The organism is Actinomadura chokoriensis, from assembly GCF_041463665.1.
Classification (GTDB): domain Bacteria; phylum Actinomycetota; class Actinomycetes; order Streptosporangiales; family Streptosporangiaceae; genus Spirillospora; species Spirillospora chokoriensis_A.
In genome coordinates this window covers 129,033-142,878 of record NZ_JAXCEJ010000010.1, presented here as the reverse complement: position 1 = coordinate 142,878, position 13,846 = coordinate 129,033, and the positions used below count along the sequence as shown (strand labels likewise).

General features: G+C 71.2%; 11 protein-coding genes. 2 read left to right on the top strand and 9 right to left on the bottom strand.

Features of this window, described 5'->3' with window-relative positions; all coding sequences use genetic code 11:
* The 5 genes from SM418_RS17855 to polA form a co-directional block, all read right to left on the bottom strand.
* Complete coding sequence (locus tag SM418_RS17855) at nucleotides 1–492, bottom strand: GNAT family N-acetyltransferase (protein ID WP_371941966.1); 492 nt, start codon at nucleotides 490–492, stop codon at nucleotides 1–3.
* Nucleotides 493–529: 37 nt separating this feature from the next.
* On the bottom strand, nucleotides 530–2,494 hold the full coding sequence (locus SM418_RS17850) for an endonuclease/exonuclease/phosphatase family protein (protein ID WP_371941965.1): 1,965 nt from the start codon (nucleotides 2,492–2,494) through the stop codon (nucleotides 530–532).
* 269 nt (nucleotides 2,495–2,763) lie between these two features.
* The gene (rpsA, locus tag SM418_RS17845; RefSeq protein ID WP_371941964.1) at nucleotides 2,764–4,251 is read right to left on the bottom strand and encodes a 30S ribosomal protein S1; all 1,488 of its coding nucleotides are present in this window, start codon (nucleotides 4,249–4,251) and stop codon (nucleotides 2,764–2,766) included.
* Between the two features lie 237 nt (nucleotides 4,252–4,488).
* Entirely contained in the window at nucleotides 4,489–5,622 is a 1,134-nt protein-coding gene (locus SM418_RS17840; RefSeq protein WP_371941963.1) for a polysaccharide deacetylase family protein, read from the bottom strand.
* A 480-nt stretch (nucleotides 5,623–6,102) separates the two neighbouring features.
* Nucleotides 6,103–8,793 carry a DNA polymerase I gene (gene polA / locus SM418_RS17835; protein ID WP_371941962.1) on the bottom strand — a complete coding sequence of 897 codons (2,691 nt, stop codon included), beginning with the start codon at nucleotides 8,791–8,793 and terminating at the stop codon, nucleotides 6,103–6,105.
* A 63-nt stretch (nucleotides 8,794–8,856) separates the two neighbouring features.
* Here polA and SM418_RS17830 point away from each other — a divergent pair, with 63 nt between their 5' ends.
* Complete coding sequence (locus SM418_RS17830; RefSeq protein WP_371942055.1) at nucleotides 8,857–9,288, top strand: PaaI family thioesterase; 432 nt, start codon at nucleotides 8,857–8,859, stop codon at nucleotides 9,286–9,288.
* Nucleotides 9,289–9,508: 220 nt separating this feature from the next.
* Entirely contained in the window at nucleotides 9,509–10,036 is a 528-nt protein-coding gene (locus SM418_RS17825; RefSeq protein WP_371941961.1) for a DUF4352 domain-containing protein, read from the top strand.
* A gap of 18 nt (nucleotides 10,037–10,054) precedes the next feature.
* On the opposite strand, the gene SM418_RS17820 is transcribed toward SM418_RS17825, so the two are convergent.
* From SM418_RS17820 to SM418_RS17805, 4 genes are read right to left on the bottom strand one after another with little or no spacing between them, the layout of a single operon-like run.
* Nucleotides 10,055–10,807 carry an ABC transporter ATP-binding protein gene (locus SM418_RS17820; RefSeq protein ID WP_371941960.1) on the bottom strand — a complete coding sequence of 251 codons (753 nt, stop codon included), beginning with the start codon at nucleotides 10,805–10,807 and terminating at the stop codon, nucleotides 10,055–10,057.
* Entirely contained in the window at nucleotides 10,797–11,630 is an 834-nt protein-coding gene (locus SM418_RS17815) for an ABC transporter ATP-binding protein (protein ID WP_443098374.1), read from the bottom strand. The genes SM418_RS17820 and SM418_RS17815 overlap by 11 nt, the downstream gene beginning before the upstream one ends.
* Complete coding sequence (locus SM418_RS17810) at nucleotides 11,627–12,823, bottom strand: branched-chain amino acid ABC transporter permease (protein WP_371941959.1); 1,197 nt, start codon at nucleotides 12,821–12,823, stop codon at nucleotides 11,627–11,629. Before SM418_RS17810 ends, SM418_RS17815 begins: the two co-directional genes overlap by 4 nt.
* 17 nt (nucleotides 12,824–12,840) lie before the next feature.
* Complete coding sequence (locus tag SM418_RS17805) at nucleotides 12,841–13,809, bottom strand: branched-chain amino acid ABC transporter permease (protein WP_371941958.1); 969 nt, start codon at nucleotides 13,807–13,809, stop codon at nucleotides 12,841–12,843.
* Between the last annotated feature and the right edge of the window lie 37 nt (nucleotides 13,810–13,846).

Genomic DNA, 13,846 nt, shown 5'->3' with positions numbered 1-13,846 from the left:
CTACCCGGTTCCGGCCGGGACGAGGGGTTTGCGCATGTGCACGAGGGTGAGGTGCGCGGCGACCCGCTCGCGGTGGGTCTCGCTGTAGCCGAGGCGGCGGTACAGGCGCAGGTTCGACTCGCTGAGATGCCCGGTGAACAGCACGCAGGCGTCCACCCGCCCGGCGACCTCGGCCTCCAGCTCCGCCAGCAGGCGCCGCCCGATGCCGCGGCCCTGCAGGTCGGGGACGACGACGAGCCGCCCCACCAGGCAGGTGTGGTCGCTGAACTGGGCGCGGACCGCGCCGACGAGGCGGCCGTCCAGCACCGCCTTCAGCACCACCGCGTCCGTGTCCAGCACCTTGCGCAGCTGCTCGACCGACTCGACCAGCGGCGGGAGGAACGGGTCGCCGTACAGCTGCGCCTCCGCCACGTAGGCGGCGCGCTGGACGGTCATCAGCTCCCCGGCGTCACCGGGGCCCGCCCGCTCGATCACGACCGACGGCTCGCTCATGTGCAGACCCTAGCGGCGGCCGGCCCGCGGGGAGGGCTCACCGCCCGATCCGGACGGTCACCGCGACCGGGTAGTGGTCGGACGCCGCCGACTTCGGCACCTCGTAGTCGGTGACGAGGACGCCGTCCGACCCGAAGATCCAGTCGTGCACGGAGCCGTCCGGCCGGGTCGGGTACGGCTCGCCGCCGAGGGCGGCGCTGCGCAGGTCGGTGCCCTCGGTCATCGCGGCCAGCTCGGGGCTGCCCGCGTCGGTGTTGAAGTCGCCGCCGATGATCGTGCGGGGCGCGCCGCCCCAGGCCCGCAGCAGCGTCGCGATCTCCCGGGACCGCTCGGCGGCCCGGCCGTCGCCGCCCTCCAGATGCGTCGACCACACGTCCATCGTGGTCCTCCCGACGGCGAGCCTCGCCCACACGTACCCGCGGATCTGCGACCAGTCGCCGCGCGACATCCGGCCCGTCCCGGAGCTGCGCACGGGCAGCGACGTCAGGATCGCGTTGCCGAACTGGCCGTCGGCGGCCGGCCCCCAGATCAGTTTCATGCCGAGCCGCCGCGACAGCCACACGCCGACGTCGGTGGTGCCGGACATCAGCGACCCGCGGCCGGCCTCCTGCAGCAGGACGACCTGGGCCCGCTGCCCCTCGATGACGCGGGCGATCCCCTCCGGGTCGAGCTGGCCGGACTGGTCGACAGCGTCGTGGATGTTGTAGCTGAGCACCCGCACGTGGCCGGACGCGGCCGCCGGCTGCGCCTTGCCGTCCGGGGCCGCGACGGTGAACACCAGCGTCCCGGCGAGCAGCACGAGGGCGGCGGCGCCGGCGGTGAGGGCGCGCAGCGGGGCGCGGGCGGGCAGCGGGCCGCCGCGCGCGGCCGCGAACGCCGCGAGCGCGCCGAGCAGGATCCCGGCGAGGCCGGGCAGCAGGTTGTTCGGGAACGGCAGCCGCGACACCGCGCTGACCTGGTACGGGATCAGGATCGCGGCGATCAGCAGGCCGCCGAGCGCGGCGCCGGCGTCGATCCGCCAGACCGGCCCGCCGGTCCCGGCGCGGCGCAGCGGCGCGCGGACCGCCACGGCCAGCAGCCAGGCCGCCAGCACCTGCCCGACGAGCACGATGGGGACGACCTCGATGCCGGAGACCGCGTACGTCCCGGCGACGGCGCCGGCGGCGACCCCGAGGACGGTCCCGCCGAGCACGCACACGCCGCCCGGCACCGCCCGCACGGCGAGGCCGGAGGCGAGGAAGGCGAGCGCGAGGCCCTGCCCGATGACGATGGTGACGTGCGCGCCGGTCAGCGACTGCCAGCCGGACGACGCCACGAACGCGGGGCTGGCGAGGACGAGGACCTGCAGCGCGAGGAACGGCCCGAGCGCGGCGGCGCCGAGCGCGTCCCGCCAGGACACCCCGGGCGCGCTGACCGGCCCGGACGCCAGCTCCCGGTAGAGGGCGGCGGCGCCGACGCCGACGAACGCCAGGCACGCCAGCCACGGGCCGGCGCCGTCCCGCCATACCGGGTCCCAGGTGGCGAAGCACATCCGCACGGCGCCGTCGATGGACAGGCCCGCGACGGTCGCGGTGGCGAACCCGACGCCGGACAGGCCGCGGGCGCCCTCGAAAAGCGCCGCGACGGCGATCATGCCGATCGCGGTGCCGGCGAACGCCAGCCAGGTCTGCGGGTCGATGGCCTGCGCGAGCAGCCGGACGGCGAACAGCCCGCCGACGCCGGCGAGCAGCAGCCCGCGCGGCCCGGCGGCGCGGCGGATCAGCGGGGCCGTGAACCCGGCGAGGTAGATGACCAGCACGCCCACCGCGGCGAGCGCGGTGCCGGTCTCGTCGGCGAAGTGGTCGAGCTGCGGCAGCGAGAACCGCAGGGTCTGCGCGAGGACCGCGACCGTGACCGCGATCAGCGCGAGCCGGGCGGGGCCCTGCGGGACGATCGAGGGGCCGGCCGCGGCGGGGCCGCCGGGCCTGGTGCCGACGTCGGTGCCGGTGTCTGTCCTGGCCAATTGAACGAGTGCTCCCGGGGACGAGCGGACCTTCGGGGGTGGGGTGAAGCGTCGGGGACGCGGGCCCCCCGCCATCGTGACGCAACCGAAGCACGGCCGGAGGCCGATCCTGAAGATCGTTCTCCGGCCGTGTTCGTGTTGTCCACCCGGCCGCACGGGGACCGCCGAGGCGGTCCGGTGCGGCGGCGCGGGCGAGCGGTCAGCGCGCCGTCACCGAGCTCCGCTCCTCCGGCGGCCGGGCGGACCGCCCGCCGGAGGAGGGACGCGGCTCACTGACCGCCGGAGAGCTTCTCCCGCAGCGCGGCGAGCGCCTCGTCGGTGGCGAGGGCGCCACCGCCGGACTCGCTCTCGCCGCCGCCGGAGTAGGAGGTCTCGCCGCCGCCGCCGCCGGTGCTCGCGGGGGCGCTGTCGGCCTCCGCCTCGGCCTTGCGGGCCTCCTCGATCTGCTTGCGGTGGGCGTCGAAGCGGGTGCGGGCCTCGGCGTACTGCCGCTCCCAGGTCTCCCGCTGCTCGTCGAAGCCCTCCAGCCACTCGCCGGTGTCGGCGTCGAAGCCCTCGGGGTACTTGTAGTTCCCCTGGTCGTCGTACTCGGCGGGCATGCCGTACAGCGTGGGGTCGAAGTCCTCTTCCTCCATGCTGGCCGCGCCCTCGTTGGCCTGCTTGAGGGAGAGGCTGATGCGGCGCCGGTCGAGGTCGATGTCGATGATCTTCACGAAGATCTCGTCGCCGACCTGGACGACCTGCTCGGGGATCTCCACGTGGCGCTCGGCCAGCTCGGAGATGTGCACCAGGCCCTCGATGCCCTCCTCGACCCGGACGAACGCGCCGAACGGCACCAGCTTGGTGACGCGGCCCGGCACGACCTGGCCGATCTGGTGGGTGCGGGCGAACTGCTGCCACGGGTCTTCCTGGGTGGCCTTGAGCGACAGGGAGACGCGCTCGCGCTCCATGTCGACGTCCAGGACCTCGACCGTGACCTCCTGGCCGACCTCGACGACCTCGGACGGGTGGTCGATGTGCTTCCAGGACAGCTCGGAGACGTGCACCAGGCCGTCGACGCCGCCGAGGTCGACGAACGCGCCGAAGTTGACGATCGAGGACACGACGCCCTTGCGGACCTGGCCCTTCTGCAGGGTGTTGAGGAAGGTCTGGCGGACCTCGCTCTGCGTCTGCTCGAGCCAGGCGCGGCGGGACAGGACCACGTTGTTGCGGTTCTTGTCCAGCTCGATGATCTTGGCCTCGAGCTCGCGGCCGACGTACGGCTGCAGGTCGCGCACCCGGCGCATCTCGACCAGCGAGGCGGGCAGGAAGCCGCGCAGGCCGATGTCGAGGATGAGACCGCCCTTGACGACCTCGATGACCGTGCCGGTGACGATGCCGTCCTCGTCCTTGATCTTCTCGATCGTGCCCCAGGCGCGCTCGTACTGGGCGCGCTTCTTGGACAGGATCAGCCGACCCTCCTTGTCCTCCTTCTGGAGGACGAGGGCCTCGACGTGGTCGCCGACGGTGACGACCTCGTTGGGGTCGACGTCGTGCTTGATGGACAGCTCACGCGAGGGGATGACGCCCTCGGTCTTGTAGCCGATGTCGAGGAGGACCTCGTCACGATCGACCTTGACGACAGTGCCCTCGACAATGTCGCCGTCGTTGAAGTACTTGATGGTCTCATCGATCGCCGCGAGGAAGGCTTCCTCGGACCCGATGTCGTTGACCGCTACCTGCGGGGTGGTCGAGGTGGCCTCGGTGCTGCTCGTCATGTGTCGGCTGGCTCCGGTACGGACATGGAAGTCGTATGGGTTGTGCGCGGAGGGCCGTTATCCGCCCTGCCGAAGACCGGAATGGAACGCGGGCCGTGCCGCGTCAGTGAACCGAACCGATGTCGCCGACCTGACCGAGCGCGAGCCTGCTCCGTCCGAAGCGCGCGCAGGCCCACAGCGCAGCGATCAGGATATGGGACCAATCTCGCGTGGTCAATCCGTGCGGGGCGGCGGTGATCAGTACGTCCGCGCACGAGCCCTGTGCTCCTTGGCGATCCGGTCCTCGGCGGCCTTCGGAAACGTCACGGTGTTCGGGTCACCGTCAGAGGTGTACCGCTCATCGGGGTTCTTGTCCAGATAGTCGAGCCACGCGGTCGAGCAGTACCGCTTGCAGTCGTTCTCCTTGATCTTTCCCTCGGAGCGGACGCGGTCGATCTTCCACCGGTCGAAGTCCTCGTCGAACGGCGAGATCGACGGCCGCCATCCGGCGAGGAACATGCCCTGGAAGGAGTAGGCGTCGTCCTGCCTCTCGGCCCACGCCTCCTTCTTCGGCACGGATCCGAACGGGTACGCGAACGTGGTGGTGTGCGTCCCGGTGAGCCTGGCGATCCGGTCCTCCATGCCGCTGATCTCCTTGCGCACCGCTTTTTCGGACATGCTGGACAGGTTCGGGTGCGTCACGGTGTGGTTGCCGATCTCGAAACCGTGCTGCTGGAGCCACTTCAGCCCGGCGGCCGCCTGCACGTCGTCCATCCCGAACAACTCCTTGTTCAGGTAGAACGTCGCCGTCGGCCGGAACCCCGGGTTCTCCCGCGCGACCTGCTCGATGACCGCGACCGCCGTGTCGGGCTTCGGGTTGCCCTGGGCGTCCAGCCCGAAATGGCCCGGCGTGCTGTCGTCGAACGTCAACACCACCGGATGCCTGCCCGCCGGCACGGCGAACCGGCCGCCGACGAACTCCGCCGCCGTGATCGGCTGGTAGCCGCCCTTGGCCAGCCGCGTCAGCTCGTCGTACAGCTCCTTGGTCGAGCGGTCCAGCGACAGCTCGGGCTTCTTCAGGATCCGGTGGTACATCAGCACCGGCACCTGTCCCAGCTCGTTCGCCTTGGCCGCCACGGCGGCGGGCGCCGCCGCCGGGATCGGCGCGGGCGGCGCCGCGGACGGCGACCCGGTCTTCGCCGTCCCGGACGCCCCGGCCGAGGGCGCCACGCCCGCCTTCGCGGCCTGCGCGGTCGGCGGCACGCTGGACGCCGCCCCGGCCCGCTCGGCCGCCTTCCCCTCGTCCCGCCCCCGCCGCTCCCCCGGCAGCGTCAGCCCGAGGACAACGGCGCAGACGACCACAACTCCAGCGATCTTGTGAAGGAGAGGCACGATACCCCCGCCGGTCGACCCGAACAGGACCAGGGGGACAGCGTACGACCCCCCGGACATCTACGACACCCACCGGCCTACCCGCATGATCCCCGAGGATCCCCGCCCCCGGCTCCGCATCCACCAAAATGTGCATTGCCGTTTCCCAAGGCGTCGAGGAGACGCCCGCACATCGGCCCCGCGCCCGCCCCACCCCCGCCGCGGTAGCCGACCGCGGCGGTTACGAGCGAAGCAAGCGCACGGCCAGCCACCACAGGACGGACAGCAGGACGAGCCGCCTGACAGGCACACCCACATCAACCCGGCAGCCCAGCCACGCGACCGCCCCAACCGTCGCGATCGCGACCGAAGGCAGTTTCGAGCGAAGCGAGAAACTGATCGCGCAGCGAGCCCCTGGGCGAGCCGGAGCGATGCAGCGATCGCACGCATTGCCCGTTGAAGGAAGGGCCCCCAGGGGCCGACCGCCGAGGGCAATGCCAATCAATGCGCCGCGTCTTGCCAGGTTCGTCCGGTGCCCATGGAGACGCTCAGGGGGGCGCGTAGTTCGTAGGCGCCGGCCATCTGGGCGCTGACGAGGGTCTTCAGCTCGTCCAGTTCCCCGGGAGCCACTTCGAGGACGAGTTCGTCGTGGACTTGGAGGAGCATCCGGGAGGTGAGGCCGGCGTTGCGGAGGGCGCGGTCGACGTTGAGGCTCGCGACCTTGATGATGTCGGCGGCGGAGCCCTGGATGGGAGCGTTGAGGGCCATGCGTTCCGCCATCTCGCGGCGCTGGCGGTTGTCGGAGTTGAGGTCGGGCAGGTAGCGGCGGCGGCCGAGGATCGTCTCGGTGTAGCCGTCCTGGCGGGCCTTGGCGACGATGTCGCGCAGGTAGTCGCGGACGCCCCCGAACTGCTCGAAGTACTCCTCCATGAGGCCGCGCGCCTCGTCGGGGGAGATCCGCAGCTGCTGGGAGAGGCCGTAGGCGGACAGGCCGTAGGCGAGGCCGTAGTTCATGGCCTTGATGCGGGCGCGGAGTTCGGAGTCGATCTGCTCGGGTGGGAGGCCGAAGACGCGGGACGCGGTGATGGTGTGGAAGTCGGCGCCGGAGCCGAACGCCTCCAGGAGGGCGTCGTCCTCGGAGAGGTGCGCCATGATGCGCAGTTCGATCTGGGAGTAGTCGGCGGTGAGGAGGGACTCGTAGGGCTCGCCGACGACGAAGGCCTCGCGGATCTGGCGGCCTTCGGCGGTGCGGATCGGGATGTTCTGCAGGTTCGGGTCGGTGGAGGAGAGCCGGCCGGTGGCGGCGATCATCTGGTTGAACGTGGTGTGGATGCGTCCCGCGTCGTCGAGCATCGGGATGAGGGAGTCGACGATGCTCTTGAGCTTGGCGACCTCGCGCCAGCGCAGGATGTGCTCCAGGACGGGGTGGCCGTCCTTCTCCAGGAGGGTGGTGAGGGCCTCGGAGTCGGTGGTGTAGCCGGTCTTGGTGCGCTTGGTCTTGGGGAGGTTCAGCTCGTCGAACAGGACCTGCTGGACCTGCTTGGGCGACCCGAGGTTGAAGTCGTGGCCGACGGCGTCGTGGGCCTGCTGCTCCTGCTCCTTGACCTGGCCGCCGAGGGACGCCGACAGGTGCGCGAGGTGGTCGGCGTCCACGGCGATGCCCGCGCGTTCCATGCCGGCCAGGACGCCGACGAGCGGCAGTTCCACTTCGTGCAACAGCCGGGTGGCGCCGCGCTTCTCGAGGTCCTTGTCGAGGATGTCGGCGAGTTCGGTGACGGCGCGCGCGCGGACCGCGAGGGCTTCGGCCGCCTCCTCCTCGCCGGAGCCGTCGAGGGTCAGCTGGCCCGAGTCCTCGGTCTCGCTGCGCAGCTCGCGGTGCAGGTAGCGCAGGACGAGGTCGGCGAGGTCGAACGTCCGCTGCCCGGGGAGCGCGAGGTAGGCGGCGAGCGCGGTGTCGCTGGTGACGCCGTCCAGCCGCATACCGCGCGCGGCGAGGGCCAGCATCGGGCCCTTGGCCTCGTGGATCGCCTTGGGACGCGCCGGGTCGGCGAGGTAGGCGGCCAGGGCGCGCTCGTCGTCCTCGATCAGCTCGGCCGGGTCGAGGTGGACGGCCGGGCCCTTCTTGGACGCCAGGGCCAGCGCGGTGATCTCGCCGGTGCCGCGCCCCCAGGTGCCGGTGACGGCGACGCCGAGCCGCTCGCCGGCGTTGGCCTGGATCCAGGTGCCGAGCGCGCCGGGCTCGAGCGCGTCGAGGTCGACCTCGAAGCCCTCCTCGGCCTCGGGCTCGGCCGCCGAGAGCGACGCGTACAGGCGCTCGCGCAGGACGCGGAACTGCAGCGAGTCGAACAGGGTGTGGATCTCCTCGCGGTCCCACTGGCCCATCGCGAGCTGGGGCGGCGTCAGCTCCAGGCCGACCTCGGTGTCGAGCTTGTTGATCTGCTGGTTGCGCAGCACGCCGGCGAGGTGCTCGCGCAGGTTGTCGCCGGCCTTGCCCTTGATCTCGTCGACGCGGGCGACGAGGGTGTCGAGGTCGCCGTACTTGGTCAGCCACTTCGCGGCGGTCTTCGGGCCGACGCCGGGCACGCCGGGCAGGTTGTCGCTGGTCTCCCCCACCAGCGCGGCCAGTTCCCGGTAGCGCTCGGGCGGGACGCCGTACTTGGCCTCGACGGCGGCCGGGTCCATCCGGGCGAGCTCGGACACGCCGCGGACCGGGTACAGGATGGTGACGTGCTCGTTGACGAGCTGGAACGCGTCGCGGTCGCCGGTGACGACCAGGGTGTCCAGCCCGGCCTCGGTGGCCTGGACCGACAGCGTGGCGATGATGTCGTCGGCCTCGAAGCCGGCGACCGACAGCCGCGGGACGCGCAGCGCGTCCAGCACCTCGAAGATCAGGCTGATCTGGCTGCGGAACTCGTCGGGGGTCTTCTGGCGCCCCGCCTTGTACTCGACGTACTGCTCGTGCCGGAACGTCGGCTCCGACCGGTCGAACGCGACCGCGATGTGGGACGGCTGCTCGTCGCGCAGCACGTTGATGAGCATCGAGGTGAAGCCGTACACGGCGTTGGTCGGCTGCCCGTCGGTGGTGGAGAAGTTCTCCACCGGCAACGCGAAGAACGCCCGGTAGGCCAGGGAATGCCCGTCGAGCAGGAGAAGCCGGTCACGCTTGTCAGGGGTCGCTGGTGTCGTCGCCACACGAGGACTCTAGTCTGCGCGTACGACAGTTGTGTGGAGGCGTAAGTGACTGACACCGGCGGGATGTCCCCGCAGGAAGTGGCCGCGAAGATCAGGTCCAGCGAGGAGCTGGACGGGTACGGCGATCTGGCCAAGACCATGGGCGTGGAGTATCTGGAGGTGTCGGCCGAACGCGTCGTGGGCCGCATGCCGGTCAAGGGCAACACGCAGCCGTACAGGTTGCTGCACGGCGGCGCGTCCTGCGTGCTCGCCGAGACCCTCGGCTCCGCCGGGGCGGCGGTGCACGCCGGTCCGGGGCGCATCGCCGTCGGCATCGAGATCAACGCCACCCACCACCGGTCCGCGACCGAGGGGTACGTGACGGGCGTGGCGACCCGGACGCACGGCGGGCGCACCCTCGCGACGTACGACATCGTGATCACCGACGACCAGGACCGGCGGGTCTGCACCGCCCGGCTCACCTGCATGCTGCGGGACGCTCCCCCGGGCGCCTGACCGGCGCTGGGCCCCCGCCCCGCCTCCGCGCCCGGCCTCCTCGCCGGCCCCGACGCCCGACCCGGCGTGATCCGCGCTTTCTTTGCGATGCGCGGCCCGGGGTCTGTAGCGTGGATGGGAACGGCCCGGGATCACCGAGTAGACAACGTACGCGCCCGGGGAAGGTTCGTACGGCCCCAAAGGTGATCCCGGGTTGACCATTACGGGCTACAGTGCCGGGATGCGGGCCCTCCCTGCCGCCCTACTGGCGGCCCTCGCGCTGTCCGGCTGCTCCGGCGGCGGGCCGCAGACCTATCGTCTCCCCGACCGGCCGGTGCGCGACCACGAGCGGTCCCTCCCCTACCGCGAGGTCGCCGACGGGCAGGTCGCGTTCGCGGCCCTGGGCATCAGCACCGGGCTCACCACGATCACCGGCAGCCACGCCGACCTGCCCTCCGAGCGCGGCGCGTTCGTCCGGGTCCGGATGGTCACCGAGAACCGGTACGCGACCTTCCACAAGATCGACCTGGACAGGCAGCTCCTCGTCGCGACCGACGGCCGCACCTTCGCGCCGGACGTCAACGCCATGCGGGTCAAGCGCCAGCCCACCGAGATCGAGCTCGGCTCCCGCAACCGGATCGAGTACGACCTGATGTACGACGTACCCAAGGACGCCCGCCCCAAGGCGCTGCGGCTCTACTCAGCGCCCACCGACGGGCTCGGCGTGGAACTGCCCCACGACCCCGGGGTGGAACTGCCGCTCGGCTGAACCACCCCGGGGAAACGCTCAGTCCTCCGCGGGGGTGTCGGCCTGCGCCGGGGCGTCGGCCACACCGAGGTCGCCGCCGAGGTAGGCGGCCCTGACCTCGGGGTCGTCCAGCAGGTCCGACGCGGGCGCCGACTTGACGATCCGGCCCGTCTCCAGCACGTACGCGCGGTGCGCGAGCTGGAGCGCCTGCTGCGCGTTCTGCTCCACCAGCAGGATCGTGGTGCCGCGCCGGTTGATCTCCTCGATGATCGAGAAGATCTGCTGCACCAGCATCGGCGCCAGGCCCATGGACGGCTCGTCCAGCAGCAGCACCTTCGGCTTGGCCAGCAGCGCCCGGCCGATCGCCAGCATCTGCTGCTCGCCGCCCGACATGGTGCCGGCGGCCTGGGTGCGGCGCTCGGCCAGCCGCGGGAACAGCTCGTACGCCTCGGCCAGCTCCTTGGCATGGTCGTCCTTGCGGGCGTACGCGCCCATCAGCAGGTTCTCGTGCACCGACATGCCCGGGAAGATCCCGCGGCCCTCCGGCGCCTGCCCGATCCCCAGCCGCACCCGGCGGTGCCCCGCCATGGAACCGATGTCGGCGCCCTCGAACAGCACCGCTCCCGACGTCAGCGGGCGCAGCCCGGAGATCGTCTTGAGCGTGGTCGTCTTGCCCGCGCCGTTCCCGCCGATCAGGGAGACGATCTCGCCTTCCTCGACCGCCAGCGAGACGCCGCGCAGGGCCTCGATCTTGCCGTAGTGGACGCGGACGTCCTTCAGCTCAAGAAGCATCGGCCGGAGCCCCCAGATACGCCTCGATCACCTTCGGGTCGCTCTGCACGTCGGCGGGCAGCCCCTCGGCGATCTTCTGCCCGAAGTCGAGCACCGCGACCCGGTCGCTGATGCCCATCACCAGGCCCATGTCGTGCTCGATCAGCAGCACCGTGCGGCCGCTGTCGCGGATCTTGCGGATCAGCTCCTGCAGCGAGACCTTCTCCGCCGGGTTCATTCCGGCCGCGGGCTCGTCCAGCAGCAGCAGCTTGGGGCCGGTCGCCAGCGCCCGTGCGATCTCCAGCCGCCGCTGGTCACCGTACGGCAGGTTCTTCGCCAGGTCGTGCAGCCGGTGCCCGATCCCGACGAACTCCAGCAGCTCGCGCGCCAGCGCCTTGCCCGCGCGCTCCTCGTTGCGGTGCCACGGCAGCCCGAACGTGACGCTGAGCAGCCCGGCCCTGTGGTGCGCGTCCGCGCCCACCTGGACGTTCTCCTCCGCCGTCATGTTCGGGAACAGCCGGATGTTCTGGAACGTGCGGGCGACGCCCAGCTTGGTCACCTGGTAGCGCTTCATGCTGCCCAGCAGCCGGTCGCCGAACCAGATCCCGCCCGACGTCGGCTTGTAGACGCCGGTGATGGTGTTGAACACCGTCGTCTTCCCGGCGCCGTTCGGGCCGATCAGCGCGAAGATCTCGCCCTCGTTGATCGAGAGGTCGACCTCGTTGAGCGCGGTGACGCCACCGAACTTCATGGTCACCCGCGCCAGCCGCAGCAGCGGGGGCGGCGGTTCCCCGGCGGCGCCCTTGGCCAGGTCCGGCGGACCGCCGGTCTGCGCGTCGCTCATTGCCCCGCCACCTCCGCTCCGGCCGACTGTCCGGGCCCGGCGACCTCGGCGCCCATGCTGCCGAGACCGCCCGAGCCCTCCTTCATCTCCGCCTTGCGCTGCCGCGACGGGATCAGGCCCTCGGGCCGCAGGATCATCATCACCACCAGGATCGCGCCGAACGCCAGGTCCCGGTACTCGGCGACGTCGCGGAACCGCTCCGGCAGCCACGCCACCAGGAACGCCCCCACGATCACGCCCGGGATGTTCCCGGCCCCGCCGAGCACCACCGCGGCCAGGATCGTCGCCGACAGCAGGAACGGGAAGTTCGGCGGCGACACGAAGATCACCTTGGACGCGAACAGCACGCCCGCCGCGCCGCCGATCGCCGCGCCGATCGCGAACGACAGCAGCTTGAACTTGAACGTCGGCACGCCCATGATCTCGGCGGCGTCCTCGTCCTCGCGGATCGCCGACCAGGCGCGGCCGATCCGGCTGATCTCCAGCCGCTTGGAGAAGATGATCACCAGCACGATCAGGGCGACGACCAGCACGTAGTACGGCCGGGCGTCACGGATCTTGTAGGTGAAGATCTCCACGCCCGCGAACCAGACGTCCTCCTTGGACGGCGGGTGCGGGATGTGGTCGATGCCGCGGGTGCCGCCCAGCCACTCGCTGTTCTCCGCGACCTTGCGGACGATCTCGCCGAACCCCAGCGTCACGATCGCCAGATAGTCGCCGCGCAGCCGCAGCGTGGGCGCCCCCAGGATCACCCCGGAGATCGCCGCCATGATGATGCCGAGCGGCAGCAGCTCCCAGAAGCCCCAGCCGTACTTGGTCGACATCGTCGCCATCGTGTACGCGCCGATCGCCCAGAACGCCACGTACCCGAGGTCGAGCATGCCCGCGTAGCCGATCACCACGTTCAGGCCGAGGGCCAGCAGCACGTAGATCCCGATCGGGTAGAACAGGATCGACGTCCACTTGGACTCCGGCGACATGATCGGCGCCAGGCCCTCCCAGGGCAGGAACAGCGCGCCGACGATCAGCAGCGCGTAGACGATCCAGCGCTGCCAGCCGGACGCGTGGTCCCAGTTCCGGCGCAGCGCGTCGGGGGCGGAGCGGACCGCGCCCGCCGTCCGCCCGAGCGCGCCCGCCGTGCCCTTGCCGCCCGGTGCCGGGCCGTCGCTCACCGGCTTGTCTCCCTCAGTCATCCGTTCACTCCCCCCGCTCATGCGCGGGCCTTCTGCAGGGACTCGCCGAGGATGCCGGTGGGACGGAACAGCAGGATCACCACGAGCAGCGTGAAGGCGATGACGTCCTTCCACTCCCCGCCGAAGACCGAGCCGCCGTAGTTCTCCACCAGGCCCAGCGTGAACCCGCCCAGCAGCGCGCCGCGCAGGTTGCCGATCCCGCCGAGCACCGCCGCGGTGAACGCCTTGATCCCCAGCACGAACCCGATGTTGAACATCGTCTGCTGGTACAGCAGCGTGAAGAAGAACCCCGCCGCGCCCGCCATCAGGCCGCCCACCAGGAAGGTCACCACGACCACCCGGTCGATGTTCACACCCAGCAGCACCGCCGTCTCCGGGTCCTGCGCCGTCGCGCGGATCCCGCGCCCGAGCTTCGACCCGTTCACGAACTGGTTGAGGATCACCATCATCAGGATCGCCGCGACGAAGATCAGCAGCTTGTCGTTGCGGACGTCGCCGGACCCGATGCTGAACAGCACCTTCTTCTCCAGCAGGTCCGGCACCGAGATCGGGTCACGGCCCCGGCCGTCGCCGTAGAACCGCGGAATGATCACGGTCGCGAACAGCTCCTGCAGGAACAGCGAGGCGCCGATCGCCGAGATCAGCGCCGCCAGCCGGGACGCGCCCTTCTTGCGCAGCGGCCGGTAGGCCACCCGTTCCAGCACGACCGCCCCGCCGCCGGCCGCCAGCATCGACGTCCCCAGGCACAGCAGCAGCACCCCGACCAGCGCGAAGCCGGTGTAGGGGCCGCCGGTGAAGCCGAAGACCTGGATCAGCGTCAGGCCGCCGAACGTGCCGATCATGAAGATCTCGGAGTGGGCGAAGTTGATCAGCCGCAGCACGCCGTAGACCATCGTGTAGCCGAGCGCGACCAGCGCGTAGATCGAACCCACGGTCAGGCCGTCGACCGTGTTCGCCCAGAACTGGGATGTGAAGTCGTGAAGCACTAAGTGTTCCCCAAGGAAAAGAGGGGGCGGGAGCGCT

What these genes read in the sequence shown, in the direction of transcription:
- SM418_RS17815 (WP_443098374.1), bottom strand. Translation starts at nt 11,630, where the DNA reads ATGAGCGACGCGCAGACCGGCGGTCCGCCGGACCTGGCCAAGGGCGCC.
- SM418_RS17855 (WP_371941966.1), bottom strand. Translation starts at nt 492, where the DNA reads ATGAGCGAGCCGTCGGTCGTGATCGAGCGGGCGGGCCCCGGTGACGCC.
- rpsA (WP_371941964.1), bottom strand. Translation starts at nt 4,251, where the DNA reads ATGACGAGCAGCACCGAGGCCACCTCGACCACCCCGCAGGTAGCGGTC.
- SM418_RS17810 (WP_371941959.1), bottom strand. Translation starts at nt 12,823, where the DNA reads ATGACTGAGGGAGACAAGCCGGTGAGCGACGGCCCGGCACCGGGCGGC.
- SM418_RS17825 (WP_371941961.1), top strand. Translation starts at nt 9,509, where the DNA reads ATGCGGGCCCTCCCTGCCGCCCTACTGGCGGCCCTCGCGCTGTCCGGC.
- SM418_RS17830 (WP_371942055.1), top strand. Translation starts at nt 8,857, where the DNA reads ATGTCCCCGCAGGAAGTGGCCGCGAAGATCAGGTCCAGCGAGGAGCTG.
- SM418_RS17820 (WP_371941960.1), bottom strand. Translation starts at nt 10,807, where the DNA reads ATGCTTCTTGAGCTGAAGGACGTCCGCGTCCACTACGGCAAGATCGAG.